This is a genomic window from Enterococcus sp. DIV0436a (assembly GCF_051711605.1).
In the GTDB taxonomy this organism is placed as follows: Bacteria; Bacillota; Bacilli; order Lactobacillales; family Enterococcaceae; genus Enterococcus_B; species Enterococcus_B faecium.
In genome coordinates, this window is sequence record NZ_JBIONA010000001.1 from 398,950 (window position 1) to 422,597 (window position 23,648).

Below are 23,648 nucleotides of genomic sequence, written 5' to 3' on the forward strand. Positions count from 1 at the left end.
TAAAAACACCTTTCTCTTGTTATTGTGCAGAGAACCGATAAATCGTCTGACTGATCCGTTCTTGACCAGGATGGAGGTTGATTGATCCAAATTTGGGGAAATGAACGATATCAGGGATTTCTTGCGGTTCGATTGCTAATCCGTAGTTTGAATGCATCTGTTTTCCATTGACAGAGAAATCAGCTTCGAATCCAGTCGTAGAAAATAATACCATACTTTTATTAGAAGTTGCTATAGTCATTTGGCGACCAGAATGCTTCTCGAATAATTGTAAGGAAGTTTTGGAAAGCCTAGGATGATGCAAAAGAAATACATCATCTAGTCCATCTGGATAACATGCAAGGATCTCTTGCAGTGTTGGGGATTTTCTAAAGTCGATTGGCAGTTCTTCTTTTTTTGTCCAATTTCCAGTAGGCAGTTTTTCTTGATCTAATTCAAGCACACCATCTAAAAAGACCGTTAACTGATGTTCATAGATGTCTCTTGTTCCATTTCCTGAAAGGTTGAAGTAGGCATGGTTGGTCGGATTGCAGATGGTTTCAACAAGGCTATTAGCAGAGGTTGTCATCTCTAATTCGTTTTTTGTTAAACGGTAAGTGATCGTAGCAGTGATTGGTCCTGGATAGGTAGAAAATTCATCTTTTAAGTAAAAGACCACACCTATTGATGATGGAGTTTTGAAAACTTCTACTTCCCAAAATTGGAAAGACCAGCCTTTCGTGCCACCGTGGATATGGTGTGATCCGCAGTTTTTCTCCAATCTATGCTCACCCCAAGAAGCATCCCGGATCCTTCCGGCTACAGGTCCGACAGTTGCTCCAAAAAAGCTTTTGTCTGTTAGAACATCTTCGAAACGATCGTAAGACAATAAAACATTTTCTGATTTTCCTTCTTTGTCTGGTGCGAAGATTTGGTGCAGGCGGGCACCGTAATTGAGAAGAACGACTTCTAAGTAGTCGTTCTTCAATGTGATTTTCTTTATTTCAGTCTCTGGAACTGGTACGACGGAGATTTCTGGATTATCCATGATCATGCCACTTTTCTTTCAAGTAATCGATCGTAAGAAAAGTCGTATCAGGGACAAGCGGGATCTCCTCTCCAAGGTCTTCAGCACGTCCCACGCCAATTGGTTGAGCGCCACTTGAGAGGATGGCTTGGATACCGGCTTGCGCGTCTTCGATCCCGATACATTCTTCTGCTTTTAGTCCGACAGCTTTTGCTGCAAGGAGGAAGATATCTGGCGCAGGTTTTCCGTTTGTTGCTTCTGCCGGGTCGGCAATAGCATCAAAGTAAGGTGTAAGACCCATTTTTTCAAGTAGGAATGGCCCGTTTTTACTTGCAGAAGCAAGAGCAATCTTGATTTTTTCTTCTTTTAAAGAATCCAGTAAAGGCACGACCCCGGGGAAGACATCTTTTGGTTCGATCGTCTGGATCATCTCTAAATAATAATCGTTTTTTCTTTTCGCTAATTCTGCAAATTCTTCCTTTGAAAAAGAGTGTTCTTTTCCGCCATAAGCTAAAAGCAAAGAGAGTGAGTCTTCTCGGCTGACGCCTTTTAGCTGTTCGTTGAATGTACGATCGATCGTAATGCCGATTTCCTGACCAAGCTTTCGCCAAGCACGATAATGGAATTCAGCAGTATCGGTAATGACACCGTCTAAATCAAACAATACCCCTTTAAACATTTGCTTCCTCCTTTCTTAGCGTTATTTCTAGACGATCCGCTAAAGAATAAGACTGTTCATAGACGTAAATTTCTAGAGGAGAACCTTCTAATAACTCGAAAGTAACTTGTTCATCTGTGACTGAGATGAACAATAAACGTCCGCGATAATTGATATGGAAAGAATAAGCTTTCCAAGTTTTTGGCAGAAATGGTGCGAATCTCAACTGATCATGGGCAGTTTTCATTTGAGCAAATCCTTGGACAATCGACAACCAGCTACCAGTCATGGAAGTGATGTGCAAGCCGTCTTCTGTGTCGTTATTGTAATTATCCAAATCCAAGCGAGCTGTTCGCTGGTACATTTCTACAGCTTTGCTTTCCATTCCTAATTCTGCTGCTAAAATCGAATGGATACTTGGCGAAAGGGAAGACTCATGGACAGTCATTGGTTCATAGAAATCAAAGTTTTTTTGTTTTTCTTCTTTTGTAAAAGTATCATTGAAGAAATAAATCCCCTGTAGTACATCTGCCTGCTTGATGAAGCAAGATCTAAGGATTTTGTCCCAAGACCAATGCTGATTCAGAGGAAGATCGCTTGTGGGAATATCGGATACAGGCATGAGATCTTTATCTAAGAATGTGTCATGCTGGACAAAGATTCCTAATTCTTCGTCAACTGGGAAGTACATGTTCTCTGCGATATCTTTCCATTTGGCTAGTTCTTCTTCGCTGATAGTGATAGCAGCTTCTTTTTGATAAGTTAAATAATTTTCTCGCGTGTAACGCAAGACCCAAGCTGCGATCGTATTTGTATACCAATTGTTATTGATATTGTTCTCATATTCGTTTGGGCCGGTCACACCGTGGATCATGTATTTATTTGCTCGTTTTGAAAAATGGACACGGTCTGCCCAGAAGCGTGCGATTTCTGCTAAAACTTCCAGTCCTTCATTTTTCAAATATTCCGTATCGCCGGTGTAATTCGTATAATTGTAGATTGCATAGGCAATCGCGCCATTTCGGTGAATCTCCTCGAATGTGATTTCCCACTCGTTATGGCATTCGACACCAGTGAAGGTGACCATAGGATAAAGCGCGCCTTTTAATCCTTGTTGCTGAGCGTTGTGGATTGCTTGCGGCAGTTGATTATGCCGATATTTCAGCAGATTCTTAGTTACTTCAGGTTTGGCTAAAGCAAGATAAAGAGGGACAGCATACGCTTCTGTATCCCAGTAAGTGGCTCCGCCGTATTTTTCTCCTGTGAATCCTTTGGGGCCGATATTCAATCGTTCATCTTCGCCGTAGTAAGTAGAGAATAGTTGGAACAAATTGAATCGAATACCTTGTTGTGCTTCTTCGTCTCCTTCGATGACCACATCGGCAAGCTTCCATCGTTCTGCCCAAGCCACTGTTTGCTCTTCTTTTGCTTGGATATAATTGTTTGTCTGGTTCGTTAATTCTGAGACAGCTTTTTCTGCTTGCTGCGCTTCTGGAATATCTCTACTAGTAAGAACGATAATTTCTTTTTCCACTGACCATGTCTCACCTTGAGATAATTCTGCAGACAAGCAACCATGTAATGCTAAAGTATCTTCGTGATAGTCAGGGATGACTGATTTTCCATTAACGAAATGGCGCATTGCTGCAGTAACAGTAAATTGTTCAATCCCAAAGTTGTTTGGAATAGTTTTAGTCGTCAAATAGCCGATTTCTTCTATAGTTCCACGATCAATCTCATTCCAAAAATGTTCATCATAGTTGCTGTCTTCGTTTTGAACATTTCCATCCAATTTTGATACGAGTTTGACTGTTCCGCTACCTTCAAGCATTTCTATAGTTAAATAGATATAAGCTGATTCTTTTTTGACAATGCTCAGAAAACGTTCGAAGGAAATGCGTACTTTATTAGTAGAAGTAGTGATTGTGAATGTACGAGATAATACACCATTTTTCATATCTAATTCCCAGTAAAAGTCTTCTGGTTCCAAAGAAGCCAAGTCGATCAGCTGATCGTTGATCGAAATATCTATCGCGATAAAGTTCAAGGCGTTGATCACTTTTCCAAAGTATTCTGGATAACCATTTTTCCACCAGCCGACACGTGTCTTATCGGGATACCAGACACCCGCCAAATAAGTACCTTGATGGTGGTCCCCTGAGTAAGTTTCTTCAAAGTTCCCGCGCATCCCCATATAACCGTTTCCAATACTTGTTAAAGATTCTTGCAGTCGAAGATTTTTTTTATCTAATTGTGTCGTGCTGATTTTCCATGGATCAATAGCAAATAGTCGTTTGATCTGTTTCATTTTTCTCCTCCTAATGAGCTGTTTTATACGTTCATAATAAACGCAACCGATTGCACAAGTCAATAGACAAAAGAAAATATTTCATAGAAAAAAGCATAAAAAAATAAATTTTTAGGAGAAAATTATAGAAGGGAACACACGCATTATAGGTTTTCTAGAATGGTATAGACAGAAAAATAAAAAATAAAGCATTTACAAAAAAGAAAACGCACGCTATAATACGTTTAACGAAACCGATTGCGTAAAGGAGCTAAACGGAATGAAAAAGATATTTAGTTTTGAGTTTTGGCAAAAATTTGGAAAGGCTTTAATGGTTGTGGTAGCAGTTATGCCGGCAGCTGGGTTGATGATCAGTATAGGGAAATCAATTCCCTTGATCAATCCTGATTGGACGCCGCTTGTCACAACGGGCGGAGTAATTGAAAATATTGGTTGGGCAATTATTGGTAATCTTCATATTTTATTTGCTTTAGCAATAGGAGGAAGTTGGGCAAAAGAAAGAGCAGGCGGAGCATTTGCAGCTGGGATCTCATTTATTTTAATCAATCGGATCACTGGGGCTATCTTTGGTGTCACAAGTGACATGCTTGCGAATGAAGATGCATTTACCCACACTCTGTTCGGTACGAAGATCATGGTTAAAGGATTTTTTACAAGTGTATTGGAAGCACCAGCTTTGAATATGGGAGTATTCGTAGGGATCATCGCTGGATTTGTCGGGGCAATGGCTTATAATAAGTACTATAATTATAGAAAATTGCCGGATGCTTTGTCATTTTTCAATGGAAAGCGCTTTGTTCCGTTTGTTGTTATCTTATGGTCAACAATCGTGGCATTGATTCTTGCTGTGGTGTGGCCAAACGTACAGGCTGGAATCAATAATTTTGGTTTATGGATCGCAGAATCACAAGAAAGCGCACCGATTCTAGCACCGTTTTTATTTGGAACATTAGAACGTTTACTATTGCCATTTGGATTGCATCATATGCTGACGATTCCTATCAACTATACACAGCTTGGCGGATCGTATGAGATTTTATCAGGCGCACAGGCGGGGACACAAGTATTTGGGCAAGATCCGTTATGGTTGGCTTGGGCCACTGATTTAGTGAATCTTAAAGGTGCAGGGGATATGTCGCAATATGAGTTTGTGTTGCATAACTGGACGCCGGCTCGTTTCAAAGTAGGACAAATGATTGGTTCTTCAGGTATCTTGATGGGAATGGCTTTTGCGATGTATCGTAATGTCGATCCTGATAAGAAAGCAAGATATAAATCAATGTATTTTTCAGCAGCGTTGGCTGTCTTTCTAACAGGTGTAACAGAACCATTGGAGTTCATGTTTATGTTTGCTGCTGTGCCATTATATGTCATTTATTCAGTGATCCAAGGGGCTGCATTTGCGATGGCAGATATCTTGCCATTGCGGGTCCATTCATTTGGGAATATCGAATTGCTGACTCGGACACCGTTAGCTATCAAAGCGGGTTTAGGTGGAGATCTTATCAACTTCGTGTTGTGTGTGATCGCTTTTGGTGTTGTTACGTATTTCTTAGCAAATTTCTTGATCAAAAAATTCAACTTTGCTACACCGGGACGTAACGGAAATTACGACAATGACAGTGAAGAAACCGTTGTATCTAACAGCGGAACAGGAACAGCAGATCAGCAAGTGATCCAGATCATTCATTTGCTGGGAGGAAAAGAAAATATCAAAGATGTCGATGCTTGTATGACTCGGTTACGCGTAAGTGTAAATGATCGAGAAAAATTAGGAACTGAAGAAGCCTGGAAACGAGCAGGGGCGATGGGATTGATCGTCAAAGACAATGGAGTCCAAGCAGTTTATGGACCAAAAGCAGATGTCTTGAAATCAGATATCGAAGATCTGCTGCAATCAGGAGCAGAGATTCCAGAGCCAGAAATGGTTTCTACAGGAAATAGACAAGCAGATAGTAAGCAATACTTAGGTATAGAACAAGAACTAGTTTCCGCAGCTTCTGGAGAAGTGATTCCTTTATCTGAAGTAAAAGATCCGGTATTCTCACAAAAAATGATGGGTGACGGCTTTGCTGTTATTCCAACATCAAGAGAAGTTGTTGCGCCGATCGCTGGAAAAGTGACAAGTATTTTCCCAAGCAAACATGCAATTGGGCTGGAGACGAAAGATGGTATCGAAGTTTTGATCCATATGGGTATCGATACAGTCCAAATGAATCAGCCAGCTTTTGAGATTGCTGTCAAAGAAGGCCAAGAAATAGGAACAGGAACGAAATTAGCTGAGATGGATCTTGATGTGATCCAAAACGAAGAAAAAGATCCAACGATCATGATCGTATTTACAAACGATAAAGTAGAAGAAGTAGTGATCAAGCAATTAGGTACAGTGACAGCTGGTAAAGTGATCGGCTCCATTAAAATGTAAGGAGAGGTTGTGAAATCATTGTCCTGACCTGAGTATTAGAGAAACAAAACGAAAAAACAGCTCCTCGTATTTTGCCGTTTTTTGAACTAATACCGAAGGTCAGCTGATTGAACACCATTTATCGAGAGGTTGTGAAAAAGCTGTCCTGCATCAAGTAATAAGAGCGCTAGTCAGAAAATAGCTTTTCATATTTTCTAGGCTAGTGAGCTTATTACCGAGAAGCAGCAGTTTGAATACTGTTTAGTGGAGAGGTCGTGAAAAAGCTGCCCTGCACCAAGTGATAAAAACAGCCAAACAAAAAATAGCTCCTGGTCCATTGAGCTTATTACTGAGGAGTTAGCAGGAGAACACTATTTGCTGGAGAGGTTGTGACAAAAATTTTGTCACAACCCTTTTGTTTCGAAATGAAGACAAGGAGAAAACCAATGAAATTCATGACACTCAACACGCATAGCTGGCTTGAGCCAGAACCAGAGAAAAAATTGCAAGAATTAGCAGATAAGATCCTGTTAGAAGATTATGAAGTGATTGCTTTACAAGAAATCAACCAATTACTGGAATCTGAAGAAGTAGAACCTGCGAAGCTAATGAAGTTCTGTCCGGTAAAGAATCAAGTACCTATCCGTAAAGATAATTTTGCCTACCGTTTAGTTCAGCTTTTAAAGGAACACGGAAAAGAGTATTTTTGGAGTTGGGAAATGAGCCACATCGGTTATGATAAATATGAAGAAGGAAATGCACTGCTTGCGAAAAAAACATTGGAAAGTCAGGTCCTTACCGTCTCCCAATCTCAAAAGAAAGAAGATTATCAGACACGCAAGATCTTGATTGGGAAAACAAAGATAGATGATCAGGACATTTTTGTCTCGAGCTGCCACTTTTCTTGGTGGACAGATAAAAAAAGTGGCTTTTATTTTGAGTGGAAAAACTTGGAAAACTACTTTTTGGAAACTCGCGTACCACTTTTTTTCCTAGGTGATTTCAATAATCCAGTAGACTCTCAAGGTTATTATACTGTAAGAGAAAGTTGCCTTCTTCTTCAAGATTCGTATGTTGTCGCGAATGAAAAAGGAAAAGCAGCTACTGTGGAAAAGAAAATCGATGGTTGGGAACAAAATACAGAAAAATTGCGTATAGATTTTATTTTCGTCCCTGAAGGAATGCAGGTTAAAAAATATCAACGGATCTTTGATGGGATCGATAGTCCAATCATCAGTGATCACTACGGGGTGGAAATCGAATTAGATGTGAACGAATAAAAAATATAACATATAACATATAACATAAAAAAACTGATTAAAAAAAAAACTCTCCAAACGATTATACCGTTTGGAGAGTTTTTTTGATCGGATGCATTTATCCCTTTTGCCTAAGCACGTAAATGCTTGTATCTATGATAAATAAATAAACATAGCAAGGTAAACCAGCCAATCAAAGTAAGAGAAAGAATGAAATAGAAATAGATTGGCGTTTGATAATGAAGCGTGAGCTCGTTGATTCCTTTTTGCTGCTTCACGATTGGGGTCCCGATATCTGTTACTTCATAATCAGTCAATGTTTTTCCATTTTGCTGTAGCACAGTCCGATCGTAGACGATAACAGGGATATGAACAGTTTTGTCCCCAGTGTTTTTCCACTTGATTGTCAAAAGACCGCCTGGATGTGTTTTTATAAAAGTTGTTTCGTTTTCTAGTATTTCTTCGTTATACCGGTCGTATTTATTGTCTTTTGTCTCCTTATAGATTGGCAGATAGTCAGGTGTGGTTTTTTGGAAAACGAACAAGCTGGTAGACATATCTTTGCTGAAGAATGTTTTCCTTGCTTCTTCCGGCGTATCGAATAGATAAGTATGTCGACTGACAAATGTTTCATTTTCCCACTTTTCCAGATGCTGGTATAAGTTCTGGATCGTCTGTGCTGAAAAAATAAGAATGCCAAATATACTTAAAAGACGGAACCACTTTTGTTCAGACCACTGGTTCAGTGAAAGGGCAAGGTAAAGTAGAAGCAATAGCGTAAATGGCACGAAAAATCGAAATGGAAACTGGATCAAACTAATAAAAGGCACATTTTTTTCGATCAATGTCGTCCATGGAATCAAGCTAGTAGAAAGAAAAAAGAAAACAAGACTTGTGTACAACACGATTTTTTGGAATAAGGTGTTCTTTTGTTGAAAGAAAATAAAAAGCAAAAAACCTGATAATATCAATATAGGAAAGGCCTTAGGGTAATGGAGCCAATAACTGCCATCCAGATCTATCGCCTTTTGACTCATTTCTCTGTTAACAAAGGGAGGAAGAATCTTATTCCCACTGTAAACAATAGCTAATCCTGCCCAAATATTTGCTGTCAGAACAAAATAAAGCAAGACCGACTTAATCAGTTGAAGCAGTGCTTTTCCTTTTTCAGTCTGGTTAAAAAAGTAATAAAGATAAAAAGGGATATACATCAAAGCTAACATGATCGAAGACAGTAAATGGATCTGTGTCATAAGTCCCACTGAGACAGCGACTTTGATAACAGGGAACTTTTTATGAAGGACGAAATCAGCAATAGGGATCATACATAAAGGATAAAAACAAGTCCCCCAGCTAGTGAATCCTTGGTTGATAGACCAGTATTGAATAGAATACGTACTCATGAATAAAACGGCTACTGGTACACTTACCCAATTTCGAACATTGACATATCTCAGTAAAATCAGCATAGAAAATCCTGAAATAAGATAAAGAATGAAATTTGAAAGAATCTGATAATGAAACCAGCTACCTGCAAGCAACACGATCAATCCTTGTAAATAAGCGAAAAATGGGCCGTAAACGGCATTCACGATCCTGCCACTTTGCTGGAATCCATAAAGGGAAGGAAAATAATGGAAATCCCCATATTTAATTTGTTGCGCGGCATCATAGAACCGATTGTAATGGAATGGGGCATCAGCACCCAAAATTAGTTTATGTGTGAATAAATGAGGCATGAGAAATGCCAAAGCAATGAAAAAAATTGCTAAAAATGGGCCATATTTTTTCAATTGTCGAACTCCTTTGCAAACTTTAGATAAATTCATCATATATCCTATGCGAGAGGTAGGCAAGAAATTAGAAAATTCATGAAAATATTTATGAATTTTACAAGAAAAACATAAGTGAAAGTTCTAAGGAGAGAGGATGCGACATAAGTTTTGTTGCATCTCCTTGTTTTGAAACAGAATTTTTCTTAATACTCGAAACAAAGTAGCTTTTTCATGACCTCTCGGTAAACGGTGTTCAATCAGCTGCTTCTCGGTAATAAGCTCACTAGCCTAGAAAATATGAAAAGCTATTTTCTGACTAGCGCTCTTATTACTCAAAACATAACACAGTTTTCACAACCTCTTCCTTAAACGGTGTTCAAAAGCTTGCATCTGCGGTAATAAGCCCAACCCAACAAAAAATATGAGTAGCTATTTTTGGGGGCTGTACTTATTACTTGATGCAGGACAGCTTTTTCACAACCTCATCGGCTTTCATTTTCTATTTTTTTCCTGAACCCATATAATAAAAGAAAGAACAAAAAAACTTGCAAGGGAGGACACATGTGAAGCAGAGTAAGCAAAAACAGTCTCGTCGACTTTTGTTTCGTTTGTTTTTATTAATATGTATCGTCGTAGGGTTACTGATCGCTTTATATCCATTTTATGTGGATTCTTTAAATAGTTTTATTGATCAAAAACGTATCGAACAAGTACAAAAACGGACCGCAGCTGAAATTGAAGTGCAGCGAAAGAAAATGGAGGAGAAAAACCAACGATTAACTGACCAAGGATTCAATCCTGGTACTGATCCTTTCAATGAAAAGAACAGAAATGAAAGTACAACATCCAGCCAATTAGAGGAATGGCTGATCGGAAGTATCAATATACCTAAGATCCAATTAAATATTTCACTTTATGATCGGCTCAATGGTAGGATCCTTGAAAATGGAGCAGGCGTCTTGCAAGGAACCTCTTTCCCGCTTGGTGGAAATTCGACGCATTCAGTGATCTCTGCTCACAGCGGTTTACCTAATCGACGGTTATTTACCGAATTAGATCGTTTAGAAAACGGAGACACGTTTATTTTGACTGTTTTGGGGGAGAAATTGGCTTATCAAGTTAAAAATATACAAGTGGTACTGCCAGATGACACGTCTGTTCTAACGATTGCAGAAGGAGAAGACTTAGTTACCTTGCTTACATGTACGCCGTATATGATCAACACGCATCGTTTGCTAGTGACAGGACATCGGATTCCTTATAACGAATCGGTAAAAAAAGAAGAAGGAAAAGGAAATCAGGAAAGAACCATGCGGCAATGGTTTATTCTTGCAGGAACGATAATAGCTGTAGTCATACTGTTAGTGTTTATCGGACGACTAATCTATCAGTATAGATTAAGTAAAAAAGTGCTTGATTTTTCATTTATTATTAGTGATTCGTCAGGGAAACCGGTAAATGGTAGTTCATTCATTTTGAAACATAAGAAAAAAACACTTACTAGAAATGGTGTGCCGTTTTCAGTACAAAGCGACCATCATGGGAAAGTCAAGCTGGATCAATTGCCTGGTGGGACTTATCGAATCGTTTCAGCTGATGATCCTAAAGTTGCTGTTTCTTTTGGTATTAGAAAAGTAAAACAAGAGAAGATATACTTTTTTGAGGGGCGAAAACTTGTAAAAGAGCTTCAAAAAAATGGTTTTTATTTTAAAATCAATGAATAAGTAAGGAGAGAAAAAATGATCCGCACAACAACAAAATTGTCTACCAAAGAACTGGAATCTGTTCTATCGATTTGGCTGCATGCTAACTTGGATTCTCATGAATTCATTCCATCAACTTATTGGGAGAATCAAGTAGAATCTGTTAGGAAAGCTTTACCAGATGCAGTGATTTACTTAGCAGAAATAGATCAAGAAATTATTGGTTTTGCTGGGGTGATTGATCAGTTTATCGCAGGAATCTTTGTGAAAAGGGAATACCGGCAACAAAGAATCGGTACGCAACTAATGAAAAAAATAAAAGAAACCAATAAAACATTGACTTTGACAGTCTATCAAAAAAATCAATCAGCTATTCATTTCTATCTTTCACAAGGTTTTACAATTCAAACACAGCAAAAAGATGAAGCAGTAAATGAGGAGGAACTTGTGATGAAATGGAATCAAAACGCTGATTTTTGATGAACAGAATAACGAAATAATGCTCCCAGCCTAATTTTTTGCTGGGAGCATTATTTCATTTTGAAGTCACTAATTTAACTGTGTGAATATGCAGTTGATACGACCTTTGATAAACAGTGTTCAAAAGCTTGCATCTGCGGTAATAAGCCCAACCAAACAAAAAATATGAGGAGCTATTTTTATTTGGCTGTTCTTATTACTTGATGCAGAACAGCTTTTTCACAACCTCTGATTCACGGTGTTCCAAAAGTAGCTTCTTCGGAAATAAGCCGAAATTTTACAAAAATTTGAGAAGCAATTTCCGTAAATTCCTTCTTATTTCTTGAAGCTGACCACTTCTGTCACAACCTCTTTCTTAAACAGTGTTCAATCAGCTGACCCCTCGGTATTAGCTCAAAAAACGGCAAAACATGAGGAACTATTTTTCCGTTTCTTTCTCTAATACTCAGGTCAGAACGCTGATTTCACAACCTCTTGATAAACGGTGTTCAAACGGCTGCTTCTCGGTAATAAGCCCACTAGCCTAGAAAATATGAAAAGCTATTTTCTAACTAGCGTTCTTATTACTCAAAGCATAACGCAGTTTTCACAACCTCTTGATAAACGGTGTTCAATCAGCTGACCCTCGGTATTAGCTCAAAAAACGGCAAAACATGAGGAACTATTTTTCCGTTTGTTTCTCTAATACTCAGGTCAGAACGCTGATTTCACAACCTCTCTTTCACAACCTTATTTTACTCGTTTATAATTTTCATCGAAATATTTTCCGCTACGGATATCATCTGGCATTCCATCGTATGGTTCTTCGCTAATAACATCTTCATTGTCTATACCTGCATCACCCATATAAGTGATAGTAGCAAATTCAGGAACAAGTAATTTTGGATAAGTTTCATATTTTTCACGTGCTGCTTCCATTTCTGCGATATGTTCGTTTTGGAAAGTAACAGTGATTTCTGGATGTTCTTCAACCCATTTAGGGAAAAAGATCATTCCGTGAAGTTTCTTTTCATTTGGCATAAAGTCCAATGCCACGTCTGTCCCTGTTGGTTCTGTCCAAGTGATTTTGAATACGCCGTCCGTCAATTTAACGATATCAGCTTCTTGGTCTTTTACCCAACGGCCTTTGACCATTCCGCCATGGATACGGTAATCAACAGTATGGTCATTTTTGGCATACCATTCATATTCCCAACCATTGTCATACGTATAGATAAAGTGAGTTCCAATAAAATCTTCCAATTCTTTAAATTCTTTCATGTTTAAGCATCTCCTTATAAATTAAAACATGTAATAAACTACATGTTTTCGATTACTCATTTATGATAGAATGGATTTAAAGATTTGTCAAGGAGGGAAAACTGATGGCAAGAAAAAATACACTTCGATATATTTTGTTAGGGTTATTAAGTAAGAAGAAGATGACAGGATATGAATTGAATCAATCGTTCAAAAATGAAATAGGAGAATTTTGGCAAGCAAAACATAGTCAGATTTATCCTGAACTTGCAAAAATGGAAGAGCAAGGAATCATTCAGCATCAAGTAGAGATCACAGGTGAAAAATTGGAAAAGAAAGTTTATGAATTAACAGAAGAAGGGAAGGAACAATTGGCAGAGTGGATTCATACACCCACCAATGAACTACCGGTTAATCGAGACGAATTTGTTCTGAAATTGTATTTCGTCAAAGACGTGAATGATCCGGCATTAGTAGAAATTATTCAGCAGCAGCGTGACCTTCATGAAGAAAAACGACTTCATCTATTAGAGCGAAAAAAAACGATCTTTCCTACTGAAAAAGAAAAACATGAAAATTACGGACACTACCTGATTTTAGCGCATGCGATCAATCGGGAAACAGAATATGCAAATTGGCTAACAGATGTATTAGAAGAAAGTAACCGAAAAAAATAAAAAAATATCCGAACAGTGATGGAGAATTCCTTTCTATATGAAAGAAACGCAGATCACCGTTCGGATATTCTTATGTTCAAACAGGCCTTTTTTCAAGTATTTATGTAGCATCTACTTATTAAAAAGCTTGGTACTTAGGAGATTAGTGGCGTTTAGAGTTCTTTTAACAGCTGTTCGTAGTCAGCTTTTTCATCGACAGGAAGGAGCTTGTAAGTTAATTCGTCTGTCTCGTTGTCATGAATGATGTACATCTTAGCATTCTCTTCTTTGAAGTTACCGATTTGTAAAATCGTATAGCGTTCGTCGATCAATTCGATATCTTTGATTGCTTTTGAAAAAACTTTACGGACATGGTGCATTTTCTTTTGGCGGATTTCTGCCTTTTCTGCAGCTTTTGACAAAGTAAATCCGTCATCTAAATATTTTTTGATCAGTTCTACTTTTATGACTGTAGGTAAACGATATTTTCTAGGACAATTCACATCAGCTTCGATCGAACGAATGAATCCCTTTTGTTCCCAATACCTTAATTGACGTGGAGACACACCTACGATATCACTTAATTCACTGATGCCAACAACCAATTGATCATTTTCCAACAAACGTTTAAGGGAAGCCCCAACCATTTTTGTCACTCCTTTTGTCCTCTTGCTTCCCTTAATTATATCCGTATTAACTTATGTGTCAAGTAGGTTGACAAATAGCGAATTTAGGACTAAAGTATTCTAGTAGTTTCAGAAAAAATTCAGAAAGAAGGAGAAATATGAGTAACAACCAACCCGTAGATATTTACGGAAAACCATATAATCGGACACTTTTAGTTGTTGTCTTATTAATTGGTACATTTTGTACCGTTTTGAATCAGACCTTATTGACGACAGCTTTTCCTACATTGATGAAAGCTTTCGATATTTCAGCGTCTGATGTGCAATGGTTAACGACTGGTTTCTTGCTAGTCAACGGGATCATGATCCCAATAACAGCATGGCTGATCAATAAATTCAGTTCAAGAAATTTATATCTTTCTGCCATGACGATCTTTTTGATCGGAACAATTACTTGCTTTACAGCACCTAATTTTAGTACATTACTAATCGGTCGCTTGATCCAAGCTTGCGGTGTGGGAGTATCGATGCCATTATTGCAAAATATCATGCTATCTATTTTCCCGCCAGAAAAAAGAGGATCAGCAATGGGGATGTCAGGGATCGTTATTGGACTTGCTCCTGCTTTAGGCCCTACATTATCTGGTTATATCATTGATAACTACCATTGGCGTGACTTGTTTGGTATGGTACTGCCAATCGTTGTTCTTGTCTTGGTTTTAGCATTCTTCCTAATGAAAAGTGTTATTCCATTGTCAAATCCTAGCATTGATATTTTATCCGCTATTTTATCAACGATTGGATTCGGTAGTTTACTTTACGGATTTTCTAGTGTAGGAGATGACGGCTGGGGAAGCTTGAAAGTAATTGGTTTCTTAGTTGTTGGTGTGATTTTCATCGCCTTGTTCTCATGGCGTCAATTACATTTGGAACATCCATTCTTGGAACTTCGTGTATTCAAATCATCTACATTCACGATTGCAGCTGTTTTAGCTGGTGTAACAAATATGGCGATGGTAGGGGCAGAAATGGTCGTACCATTGTATATTCAAAATATTCGTGGAGAATCAGCATTCCATTCTGGCTTGATGTTGTTGCCAGGTGCATTGATTATGGGGGCTATGATGCCTGTTACGGGTGCGATTTTCGATAAATATGGCGCGAAACGTTTAGCCATCACAGGGATGTTCATTTTGACAGCCGCAACTGCACCATTTGCTTTCTTGACAAAAACGACTCCAGTTTTATATATCGTGATCCTTTATGCGATCCGTATGTTTGGGATCTCCATGGTCATGATGCCGGTAACGACTTCTGGTATGAATGCATTGCCAAATAACTTGATCAGTCACGGGACAGCGGTAAATAATACATTCCGTCAAATCGCAAGCTCGATTGGTACAGCTATTTTGATCAGTGTGTTGACGAATGTGACAAAAGCAAATATCCCAAGCAAATCTGTATTGGATAATACGCCATTAGCTTATAAAGATCAGGCAATCAATGCCACACTGTCAGGTTACCATGCCGCGTTTATCGTAGCGATCATCTTTGGGATCCTTGGCTTTATTATTGCCTTTTTATTGAAGAAAAAAGAACCTGTTCTAACGAAAGCGGGGGATAATGCATGATTATTGGAGTTTTGATTGTCAGCTTGCTTGCTTTTGCTTTAACGAACGTGTTCGCTAAAAAAACATGGCAAACCTTTTTATCTTTGATTTTCGGACTAATCTTCGTCGCTTCACTAAGTTTGATCGTCGCTAATTTGTCCAATCACTTTGGAATGGAAAAAGTAACGGAAACAAAAACAGAAAAAATTGTTTCCAGTGCTGATTCCCAAGGAGCAGATATGCTTTTGTATAAAGCTTTAGGGAATGGAAAAGAAAAAGTGTATCTTTACCGAACAAATGAAAAACAAGAAAAACCAAAAGCAACTGGTACGGATAACGAAACAAATAAAGTAGAAAAGACAGACGGCGATGCTGAAAAAGTGACGAAAACTACTTATTGGGAATACAAAAACGACATGTATAAATTCTGGTTCAATATTGCTGATAACAATCACGAGTATGACAGCCGAGTGAATACATTCAAAATCCCAGAGACATGGGTAGAATTAAGTACGGACCAAGCAGCCAAGTTAGCTGAATTAGTGAAGAAACAGCAAAGTACGATGGAAAGTGAAGCAAAAGCTTATGTTCAAGACGGTATGGTAAAAGCAATGACTGAAAATCCGCAAATGAGCAAAGCAGAGCAAGAACAACGTACGAAAGCCTTAGCTGCTGAATTCCAACAACAAGCATTCGCAAAATTAGTGAAAGAAGCAAAAGGCGAATAATATTTTGAACACCGTGTAGGAGGTTGTGAAAAAGCTGCTCTGCATCAAGCAGTAAGAACAATCAGATAAAAATAGCACTCCATATTTTTCATCTGATTGGGCTTAGTGCCGTAGATGCAAGCTTTTGAACACCGTTTAAGGAAGAGGTTGTGAGCCTGCCGTTTAACTCTGAGTCACAAGGAGCAATTTCAAAAAACAGCTTCTCATGTTTGTTGAATATTGTGACTTGTGACCGAGGAGTTGGCAGGAGAACACCGTTTATTCGAAAAAAGGAACTGCGACAAGATTTTTGTCACAGTTCCTTCTTTTTTTGCTATGTTATACTAGATGTAAAAAATAGGAGAAATAAAATGAGGGAAATTTATTCTTTTGAATCAAAAATCTATGCTTCCGAAGTCGGCAAGGGCGGGGCATATATTATTTTTCCGTATGATATAAGAAAAGAATTCGGCGCTGGAAGAGTTAAAGTCCAAGCAACTTTTGACAATGTGCCGTATGAAGGCAGTATCGTGAATATGGGTGTGAAAAATCCAGATGGTTCAGTCTGCTACATCCTTGGACTACGAAAAGATATTCGTAAAAACATCGGAAAAGAAATCGGTGATATTGTAGCAGTTACAGTGAAGCAAAAATAAAAGAGGTTGTGACAAAAGACGTGTCACAACCTCTTGATAAACGGTGCTCAAAAGCCAGTTTCTCGGTAGTAAGTCAAATTTATGTAAAAATGTGGAAACCCATGTTTACAAAATTTTTCTTACTACTCGAAACGAAGCGTCTTTATCACAACCTCTTGATAAACGGCGTTCAATCAGCTGTCCCTCGGTATTAGCTCAAAAACGGCAAAATATGAGAAGCTATTTTTCCATTTTTTCTCTCATACTCAGGTCATAACGCTGATTTCACAACCTCTTCTTTCATAATGGTTTTTCACCATCTTTATAATAAACTGGTTCTTTGATATGGAAATCTATTTTTTCCAACCAATCTAAAATCTTGTAACCTAACTCTTCTGACATCGGAAAAGAGGCGTTGATTTGTGCATTGGAGATATGGTCAACATGGATACCGGAAGTGATCGTACAACTTCCCGGAACGGCAGTTTTGATGATCACAGCTATTTTTTCGGCTAAGACATCGTCTTTATGGAACCGACCATCGTGGCTAGGGAAACGTACAGTTTGGATCTCTGTATCTTGAGAAAATGTAGTGACTGTTCCGATATGTGGTGTATCTCCGCCTGTTAAAGTAATCAATAAGTCTTTACCAATTACTTTAACAGCAGCTTGGATCGTGAAACCTAGTTTTGTTACTTCAACTATCGTTTCTTTTTCCATATTAATCACCTTGCCAACGTTTTGAATGCTCATTTACAATCCCAAATTGATCCAAAAGTTTCATTGTATGGTGATCAACAAGATCTTGGATCGTTTGAGGCTGATTATAAAAAGCAGGGATCGGTGGTATGATTTGCACACCTAGTCGTGCTAATTTAGTCAAGTTTTCCAAGTGAATGGCATTTAATGGCGTTTCACGAGGAACAATGACTAACTTTCGTTGCTCCTTCATTGTTACATCAGCAGCACGTGCAATCAGGTTGTCGCCTAAACCAACAGAGATACCTGCGACTGTTTTCATACTTGCCGGTACGATGATCATTCCATCGGTCAAAAATGATCCGCTGGCGACAGCAGCACCTAAATCTTTGTTTGAATAATGGTAATCAAACAGGCTTTCGAATTCAGTTAGTGATAAGTCGGATTCCAGCTTTAAGTTCTGTTTTGCCCATGGACTGATGATTCCGTGTGTTTCTATCATCGGATATTCTTTTAGTTTCTTCACTAGGTTGATGGCATAAATGGTGCCTGAAGCGCCACTTACACCAATCACGATTTTTTTCTTCCGTTGTGCCAATTGTTCCATTTTCCGCACTCCTTTTTATGATGTCAAAACAGTTGCAGATCATTCATTATTTCAAATATTTTTCCCAATCTTCTACTTCTTGGAATTTTGCACGTACAAAATGTTCTTTCATATCGAAAGGAACTGTACCGTCAAAGATAGTTTTTGCACTCATCCCACGGAAACGAATAGAGCCAGGATTATATTCTGGTAATTCTGATGGGTCCAATGGATGGTTCCTCATTCCTGGGATCACGATGATATCTTTATCTCCTTGGAAACGAGTGTTGAAAGTCCAAACTACATCGTTCATGTCGAAAATATCAACATCTTCATCGACTAAAATGACTGTCTTCAATTCTTTGAAGGCTGATAAAGCAAGAATAGCTGCTTGACGCTGAATACCTTCATCCGCTTCGTTTTCTTTACGGATTTGCATGATGGTCATCAATTTACCACCACCTGCAGGAGGATTGTAGACATTTACTACTTTTCCTGGAATAGCTTTATCGACCAAGGCAAGAATACTTGCTTCTGTAGGAATACCGGCCATAGATACGTGTTCTTCACTGGGACCAATCGTTGTTTGCATGATTGGATTGTCTTTTCGGTGAGTAACTGCTTTGACTTTCACTACTTGTACAGCTGGATTAGCATCCCCAGTATAGCCAGGAAATTCTGGCATTGCTTTTCCTGAGTTCGTGTTGATATCTTCTTGCATTGTTTCATTTGGCATGATTTCTGCTTCAATAATGAATTCAGCACGAGCAATACCCACTTCATCGACTGCTACACCATCAACGATTTGAATAGGTTCGTTACGCAAAGCTCCTGCACACCATAGTTCGTTGTAGCCAAGTGGAGTGGTAGGTGGTTCGAAAGTCGTACCAATGGCAATTGCTGGATCTAAACCAATATTGATAGTGATAGGCATTGGTTTATTCAATGCTTCAAATTGTTTTTGGAAGTGACCAATGTGGCGCCCACCAGGCATGATGTACATACCGATCGTATCTTTGTCTTCTAGAACCATACGATGGATCGTTACATCGCTCATTGTTTTTTCTGGATCTGATCCTAAAACTACACCCATCGTGATGTATGGACCTGCATCTTCAGGAGTATTTGTAGGTGCAGGCAAAATGTTGCGAATATCGAAGTCTGCATCGGTAGCTAGATGAACGACTTCTTGTGCTGGAGCATCTGCTTTGTCTACTTTCACAGGTTTGATTGGATTTTCTACAGCGTCTTTCAAGAAACGACCAAGTGTTCGATAATCATGGTGCAAAATTTCACCTACACGTTTACGACTAGCCATTGTTCCGATGTTCACACGTGTGCCGGGGAAACCTTTGATATTGTTGAAAGTCATAGCTGGTCCTTCTTGAGTCGGACGTTTTACTGTACCGCCAGCACCGATATAACGGTAAACACCAGATAATTCTGCTTCAGGATCGATTTCAATATCTGTTTCGTGATATTGACCTGGAAGTGTTTTTAGTTCTTCGATGACTTTTCTTAAATCATACGGTTGATCTGTCATGAGAGATTCCTCCTTAGTTGTCTTTACCTATCTATAGTAAAAGGTGAAAAAGAGGAAAACAATTCAACTTGTTCGGTAAAGTATTCTACAATGGAATGGATGCGTTTTTTTGATAATAGAATAAACTATGATATACTTATCACTAAAAGAAAGCGCATACTTAGTGTTGGAGGAAGGAAAGTGAAAAAAATGGAGGAGTCATTTCCTAAAGCAGTAAAAGTAGAAAATATAGCGAATATTTTGAAAGTTACATTTGAAAACGGAGAAGTAAAATACGTGAAATCTCATTGGACAGAAGAGATAACCGATGCCTTGCAATTTGGAAAAAAAGGAAGAGGAAAAAGAAAAAATCTTCTCGCACTTTCTCGTAATATGTGGATTGGGACTGAAGTAACGATTGAAGCAGATGGAACAGTATTCATAAATGGAAAAGACAGGTATACGCCAGAAGAGTTGTGGTACAAAGGAAAGAAAAGTATACCAGAATTATAAAAAATAATTAAAAAAAACAGCGCGAAACAAGGAACATATTACTTCCTCGTTTCTTGCTGTTTTCTACTATTTCAGCGCTCTTATGACTCAAATCTAAATGTGGTTGTCACAACCTTATTCTGCACGCAAAGCGATAGCGGCGTCTTTTTTCGCTGCCATTCGTGCAGGAAGATGACCGCCAAGCATCGTCAATATAGTAGAGACGATCACTAGAATAATCGCATGGACAGGATTTAGTTGAGCAACATTTTTTAGATCCGTCATGTTGTATAAGATGCTATTGATAGGGAACGTAGCTAGCCATGCAATAAACACACCTAATATCCCAGAAGAAATACCTAAAATACACGTTTCTGCGTCAAATACGCGAGTGATGTCTTTTTTACGTGCACCTAAAGCTTTTAGTACACCGATTTCTTTTGTCCGTTCAATCACAGATGTATAAGTAATGATACTGATCATGATCATACTTGTTACTAAAGAGATCCCTGCAAAAGCAATAAGGACATAAGTGATAGCATCCATCAATCCGCCAGTCAGTTCAGTCATCGTTCCAGCTAAATCAGTATAAATGATTTTATCTTCATCTGATTTGCCTTTATTGTAATCATCTAGATAATCCAAGATCTTTTCTTTGTCTTCAAAATTGTTCGGATAAATCATGATACTTGAAGGCAAGCTGTCTCCACCTAAATAACTAAGCAATGTTTGTTTGGCATTTTCGTCAACTTTTTCAGTAGTTAAGACATTTACATCACTGTCTCTTTGAGCTTTGACGATTTCTGATTCTTTGTTTTCGTTGACGATTTGAGTCGTTAATTGATCGCTATAAGCGATTCCTGGAGATAAGAGATTCATTGTAGAAGAAGATTTCACGCGTAGGATCCCCGAGATCTTCAATTCATCAGAAGCATTCTGATACATCGCATCATAATCTGTATTAGGGATAAAATTCCCAGTTGGAAGTTTTGTATAGTAAGTATTGTTGTTTACTAATTTGAATGTTGTACCAACGATATCATCAAAATCAAGTTTTTCGTCTTCTTTCACATCAAATCCAAGATTCTTCAATGCGTTGATATTAGTATTATTATTGCCGTCTACGATCAGCACGACATCTGTTGCTGAGGCTGGATAACTTCCGGCAAGTAAAGAATAATTGTCTTTTAAAAAGTTTTCTTTGCTAGTGTCAAGCTGTGTAGGGAAACTTGACACTCCCACACCTGTCATTGCTGACATCGTACTAGATAAAGAAAGAGATTCCGTATCAGGATTTTGATTCGAGAAGCTGACAGGCTGTACTTTGCCATTTACATCACGTAAAAGATTGATTCCTGTAGTACGGGTAAATCCGATATTATTACTTAAGTTAGGATCGATGTCTGTTACGTAATCGACGTATGTTTGATCAATCTTATTCGTGTGCTGTGCTTTATCTTCTTCGCTGACTTTTGCAGTAATCGTTTTGCTGTCTGGATAATCCGCTTTGCTTGCACCCAATCCGGCATCGTCACGAGTCTGGTTAGTCGTTACCTTAGAAATAGTAATCGGAAATTTCGCCATCGTTTCAGCTTGCGTGTTATCGATTTGTTTTTGGAATCCAGAAGAAAGGGACAGAACGATCGCGATTCCGATGATCCCAATACTGGAAGCAAAGGAGGTCAAGAAAGTACGTCCTTTTTTTGTTCGGATATTGTTGAAAGAAAGCTTCAACGCTGTCCAAAAACTCATCTTTGTTCTGCGTAAGTTAAATTGATCATCTTTTGGTCGTTCGATGTGAGGATGGGAATCTGTTAAGATCTTACCATCAGAAAATTCAATGATCCGATCTGCGTATTGATGGGCCAGTTCAGGATTATGTGTGACCATGATCACTAATTTTTCTTTCGATAACTCTTGGATCAATTCCATGATCTGGATACTTGTTTCTGTATCTAACGCTCCGGTTGGTTCATCGCACAAAAGGATATCTGGGTCATTGGCTAGTGCTCGAGCGATGGCCACTCGCTGCATTTGTCCACCAGATAGCTGATTTGGCTTTTTGTGCATATGATCTGTCAAGCCGACCCGATGCAAGGCATCTTCTGCCCGTTTTCGTTTTTCGTCTTTAGAAACACCACTTAATGTCATCCCAAGTTCAACATTTTCAATAATGCCTAAATGACCAATCAAGTTGTAACTTTGGAAAATGAACCCGATAGAATTGTTTCGGTAGGCATCCCAGTCGCTGTCCTTGAAGTCTTTAGTAGACTTTCCGTTGATCACCATATCACCGGAATCATAATTATCTAGTCCACCAATCACATTCAGCATAGTCGTTTTACCAGAACCACTAGGACCTAAAATCGCTACGAATTCTTTTTGTCTGAAAGCGACAGACACACCATCCAATGCTTTAGTGGTGGTTTCGCCGACTTTATAATATTTTTTTATATCTTTTAATTGAAGCATAATCACCCTTCTCCCGTATTGAAATATTCGGTATACTAATAAGTATATCAGAACAATGATCGTAGTATACGAAATAAATGTTAACTGAAGATGAACTGCAAGAAAAAATCTAGAAATTTTTCAAAAAACAGAGGGAGAACAATGAATCGTATTTTAATAGTAGAAGATGATCCGCAATTACAGTTGCTTTATCGTTCTGTGTTGGAACGAGCGGGCTTTTCAGTTATCACTGCACTGAATGGAGAGGATGCGCTGAAAAAACTAGAAGCGACACGTATAGAATTAATCATTGCAGATATCATGATGCCGAAAATGGATGGCTATGACTTGGTAGGATCATTACGTAACGCCAGATTCGACATGCCAGTTCTGATGATTACAGCAAAGGCTGATTTCGAGGACAAGAAACGTGGATTCAAATTAGGTGCAGATGATTATATGACAAAACCCATCGATGTGAATGAAATGATCCTGCGTGTGGAAGCATTGCTTCGACGTTCAAAAATCAATTACAGCAGTATCTTGACGATTGGGCAAACAAAATTAGAGCTGGATACTTATACAGTGTTACAAGATCAGCATTCGTTGATTCTGCCTCAAAAAGAATTTCTGCTTCTGTATAAATTACTGTCTTATCCCAACAAGATCTTCACTCGCCAGCAGTTGATGGATGATATTTGGGGATTAGATACGAATACAGAAGAACGAACGATCGATGTACATATCAAACGTTTAAGGACCCGTTTTGAAAAGACGGAAGATTTTCAAATCATGACAGTACGGGGACTAGGCTATAAGGCGGTTATTTAAA

20 protein-coding genes are annotated in these 23,648 nt (G+C 38.5%); 10 read left to right on the forward strand and 10 right to left on the reverse strand.

Annotated features, from left to right (window positions below; genetic code table 11):
• Positions 1-19: 19 nt before the first annotated feature.
• Genes IGL15_RS01885 through IGL15_RS01895 form a run of 3 tightly spaced genes read right to left on the reverse strand, consistent with a single transcriptional unit; the run spans position 20 to position 3,972 of the window.
• Positions 20-1,027, reverse strand: coding sequence for an aldose epimerase family protein (locus IGL15_RS01885; RefSeq protein ID WP_104765257.1), 1,008 nt, complete (start codon positions 1,025-1,027; stop codon positions 20-22).
• Positions 1,020-1,685 carry a beta-phosphoglucomutase gene (gene pgmB, locus IGL15_RS01890; RefSeq protein WP_002307916.1) on the reverse strand — a complete coding sequence of 222 codons (666 nt, stop codon included), beginning with the start codon at positions 1,683-1,685 and terminating at the stop codon, positions 1,020-1,022. Before pgmB ends, IGL15_RS01885 begins: the two co-directional genes overlap by 8 nt.
• The gene (locus IGL15_RS01895; RefSeq protein WP_104765258.1) at positions 1,678-3,972 is read right to left on the reverse strand and encodes a glycoside hydrolase family 65 protein; all 2,295 of its coding nucleotides are present in this window, start codon (positions 3,970-3,972) and stop codon (positions 1,678-1,680) included. Before IGL15_RS01895 ends, pgmB begins: the two co-directional genes overlap by 8 nt.
• Positions 3,973-4,231: 259 nt before the next feature.
• On the opposite strand from IGL15_RS01895, the gene IGL15_RS01900 reads away from it, so the two are divergent.
• Both IGL15_RS01900 and IGL15_RS01905 read left to right on the forward strand, forming a co-directional pair.
• Positions 4,232-6,397 carry a PTS transporter subunit IIBC gene (locus IGL15_RS01900; RefSeq protein WP_104765259.1) on the forward strand — a complete coding sequence of 722 codons (2,166 nt, stop codon included), beginning with the start codon at positions 4,232-4,234 and terminating at the stop codon, positions 6,395-6,397.
• Between the two features lie 425 nt (positions 6,398-6,822).
• Complete coding sequence (locus tag IGL15_RS01905; RefSeq protein WP_002319551.1) at positions 6,823-7,656, forward strand: endonuclease/exonuclease/phosphatase family protein; 834 nt, start codon at positions 6,823-6,825, stop codon at positions 7,654-7,656.
• 110 nt (positions 7,657-7,766) lie between these two features.
• Here IGL15_RS01905 and IGL15_RS01910 read toward each other — a convergent pair whose 3' ends face one another.
• Positions 7,767-9,467, reverse strand: a complete 1,701-nt coding sequence (locus IGL15_RS01910) for a hypothetical protein (protein WP_025477414.1) — start codon at positions 9,465-9,467, stop codon at positions 7,767-7,769.
• 506 nt (positions 9,468-9,973) lie between these two features.
• Here IGL15_RS01910 and IGL15_RS01915 point away from each other — a divergent pair.
• Complete coding sequence (locus IGL15_RS01915) at positions 9,974-11,134, forward strand: class C sortase (RefSeq protein ID WP_002307920.1); 1,161 nt, start codon at positions 9,974-9,976, stop codon at positions 11,132-11,134.
• A gap of 15 nt (positions 11,135-11,149) precedes the next feature.
• Positions 11,150-11,593: a GNAT family N-acetyltransferase gene (locus IGL15_RS01920; protein WP_104765660.1), complete on the forward strand. Its 444-nt coding sequence runs from the start codon at positions 11,150-11,152 to the stop codon at positions 11,591-11,593.
• A 729-nt stretch (positions 11,594-12,322) separates the two neighbouring features.
• Here the strand turns inward: IGL15_RS01920 and IGL15_RS01925 are convergent.
• Positions 12,323-12,853, reverse strand: coding sequence for a phenolic acid decarboxylase (locus IGL15_RS01925; protein WP_002286355.1), 531 nt, complete (start codon positions 12,851-12,853; stop codon positions 12,323-12,325).
• 104 nt (positions 12,854-12,957) lie between these two features.
• Here IGL15_RS01925 and IGL15_RS01930 point away from each other — a divergent pair, with 104 nt between their 5' ends.
• Positions 12,958-13,509 (forward strand): PadR family transcriptional regulator, encoded by a 552-nt coding sequence (locus tag IGL15_RS01930; protein WP_002286354.1) that lies wholly within the window; start codon positions 12,958-12,960, stop codon positions 13,507-13,509.
• Positions 13,510-13,661: 152 nt separating this feature from the next.
• Here IGL15_RS01930 and IGL15_RS01935 read toward each other — a convergent pair whose 3' ends face one another.
• The gene (locus tag IGL15_RS01935; protein ID WP_104765501.1) at positions 13,662-14,135 is read right to left on the reverse strand and encodes a MerR family transcriptional regulator; all 474 of its coding nucleotides are present in this window, start codon (positions 14,133-14,135) and stop codon (positions 13,662-13,664) included.
• 137 nt (positions 14,136-14,272) lie between these two features.
• Here IGL15_RS01935 and IGL15_RS01940 point away from each other — a divergent pair, with 137 nt between their 5' ends.
• The 3 genes from IGL15_RS01940 (at position 14,273) to IGL15_RS01950 (ending at position 17,087) form a co-directional block, all read left to right on the forward strand.
• Positions 14,273-15,745 carry an MDR family MFS transporter gene (locus IGL15_RS01940; protein ID WP_002293204.1) on the forward strand — a complete coding sequence of 491 codons (1,473 nt, stop codon included), beginning with the start codon at positions 14,273-14,275 and terminating at the stop codon, positions 15,743-15,745.
• Positions 15,742-16,452, forward strand: coding sequence for a DUF4811 domain-containing protein (locus tag IGL15_RS01945; RefSeq protein WP_104765502.1), 711 nt, complete (start codon positions 15,742-15,744; stop codon positions 16,450-16,452). The genes IGL15_RS01940 and IGL15_RS01945 overlap by 4 nt, the downstream gene beginning before the upstream one ends.
• A 350-nt stretch (positions 16,453-16,802) precedes the next feature.
• A complete protein-coding gene (locus tag IGL15_RS01950) occupies positions 16,803-17,087 on the forward strand; it encodes a DUF1905 domain-containing protein (protein WP_002286335.1) in 285 nt (94 codons plus the stop codon).
• A 279-nt stretch (positions 17,088-17,366) separates the two neighbouring features.
• Here the strand turns inward: IGL15_RS01950 and IGL15_RS01955 are convergent, their stop codons facing one another.
• From IGL15_RS01955 to IGL15_RS01965, 3 genes are read right to left on the reverse strand one after another with little or no spacing between them, the layout of a single operon-like run.
• Positions 17,367-17,786, reverse strand: coding sequence for an amino acid decarboxylase (locus tag IGL15_RS01955; RefSeq protein ID WP_104765503.1), 420 nt, complete (start codon positions 17,784-17,786; stop codon positions 17,367-17,369).
• Between the two features lies 1 nt (position 17,787).
• On the reverse strand, positions 17,788-18,372 hold the full coding sequence (locus IGL15_RS01960) for a UbiX family flavin prenyltransferase (RefSeq protein WP_002327474.1): 585 nt from the start codon (positions 18,370-18,372) through the stop codon (positions 17,788-17,790).
• Positions 18,373-18,418: 46 nt separating this feature from the next.
• Positions 18,419-19,894: a UbiD family decarboxylase gene (locus tag IGL15_RS01965; protein ID WP_002338558.1), complete on the reverse strand. Its 1,476-nt coding sequence runs from the start codon at positions 19,892-19,894 to the stop codon at positions 18,419-18,421.
• A 180-nt stretch (positions 19,895-20,074) separates the two neighbouring features.
• On the opposite strand from IGL15_RS01965, the gene IGL15_RS01970 reads away from it, so the two are divergent.
• The gene (locus tag IGL15_RS01970; RefSeq protein ID WP_002296825.1) at positions 20,075-20,386 is read left to right on the forward strand and encodes a hypothetical protein; all 312 of its coding nucleotides are present in this window, start codon (positions 20,075-20,077) and stop codon (positions 20,384-20,386) included.
• 114 nt (positions 20,387-20,500) lie between these two features.
• Here the strand turns inward: IGL15_RS01970 and IGL15_RS01975 are convergent, their stop codons facing one another.
• Complete coding sequence (locus IGL15_RS01975) at positions 20,501-22,837, reverse strand: ABC transporter ATP-binding protein/permease (RefSeq protein ID WP_002297413.1); 2,337 nt, start codon at positions 22,835-22,837, stop codon at positions 20,501-20,503.
• A gap of 141 nt (positions 22,838-22,978) precedes the next feature.
• On the opposite strand from IGL15_RS01975, the gene IGL15_RS01980 reads away from it, so the two are divergent.
• Complete coding sequence (locus tag IGL15_RS01980; protein WP_104765505.1) at positions 22,979-23,647, forward strand: response regulator transcription factor; 669 nt, start codon at positions 22,979-22,981, stop codon at positions 23,645-23,647.
• The last annotated feature ends 1 nt before the right edge of the window (position 23,648 follow it).

What these genes read in the sequence shown, in the direction of transcription:
- IGL15_RS01885 (WP_104765257.1), bottom strand. Translation starts at nt 1,027, where the DNA reads ATGGATAATCCAGAAATCTCCGTCGTACCAGTTCCAGAGACTGAAATA.
- pgmB (WP_002307916.1), bottom strand. Translation starts at nt 1,685, where the DNA reads ATGTTTAAAGGGGTATTGTTTGATTTAGACGGTGTCATTACCGATACT.
- IGL15_RS01895 (WP_104765258.1), bottom strand. Translation starts at nt 3,972, where the DNA reads ATGAAACAGATCAAACGACTATTTGCTATTGATCCATGGAAAATCAGC.
- IGL15_RS01900 (WP_104765259.1), top strand. Translation starts at nt 4,232, where the DNA reads ATGAAAAAGATATTTAGTTTTGAGTTTTGGCAAAAATTTGGAAAGGCT.
- IGL15_RS01905 (WP_002319551.1), top strand. Translation starts at nt 6,823, where the DNA reads ATGAAATTCATGACACTCAACACGCATAGCTGGCTTGAGCCAGAACCA.
- IGL15_RS01910 (WP_025477414.1), bottom strand. Translation starts at nt 9,467, where the DNA reads ATGATGAATTTATCTAAAGTTTGCAAAGGAGTTCGACAATTGAAAAAA.
- IGL15_RS01920 (WP_104765660.1), top strand. Translation starts at nt 11,150, where the DNA reads ATGATCCGCACAACAACAAAATTGTCTACCAAAGAACTGGAATCTGTT.
- IGL15_RS01925 (WP_002286355.1), bottom strand. Translation starts at nt 12,853, where the DNA reads ATGAAAGAATTTAAAGAATTGGAAGATTTTATTGGAACTCACTTTATC.
- IGL15_RS01930 (WP_002286354.1), top strand. Translation starts at nt 12,958, where the DNA reads ATGGCAAGAAAAAATACACTTCGATATATTTTGTTAGGGTTATTAAGT.
- IGL15_RS01935 (WP_104765501.1), bottom strand. Translation starts at nt 14,135, where the DNA reads ATGGTTGGGGCTTCCCTTAAACGTTTGTTGGAAAATGATCAATTGGTT.
- IGL15_RS01940 (WP_002293204.1), top strand. Translation starts at nt 14,273, where the DNA reads ATGAGTAACAACCAACCCGTAGATATTTACGGAAAACCATATAATCGG.
- IGL15_RS01945 (WP_104765502.1), top strand. Translation starts at nt 15,742, where the DNA reads ATGATTATTGGAGTTTTGATTGTCAGCTTGCTTGCTTTTGCTTTAACG.
- IGL15_RS01950 (WP_002286335.1), top strand. Translation starts at nt 16,803, where the DNA reads ATGAGGGAAATTTATTCTTTTGAATCAAAAATCTATGCTTCCGAAGTC.
- IGL15_RS01955 (WP_104765503.1), bottom strand. Translation starts at nt 17,786, where the DNA reads ATGGAAAAAGAAACGATAGTTGAAGTAACAAAACTAGGTTTCACGATC.
- IGL15_RS01960 (WP_002327474.1), bottom strand. Translation starts at nt 18,372, where the DNA reads ATGGAACAATTGGCACAACGGAAGAAAAAAATCGTGATTGGTGTAAGT.
- IGL15_RS01965 (WP_002338558.1), bottom strand. Translation starts at nt 19,894, where the DNA reads ATGACAGATCAACCGTATGATTTAAGAAAAGTCATCGAAGAACTAAAA.
- IGL15_RS01975 (WP_002297413.1), bottom strand. Translation starts at nt 22,837, where the DNA reads ATGCTTCAATTAAAAGATATAAAAAAATATTATAAAGTCGGCGAAACC.
- IGL15_RS01980 (WP_104765505.1), top strand. Translation starts at nt 22,979, where the DNA reads ATGAATCGTATTTTAATAGTAGAAGATGATCCGCAATTACAGTTGCTT.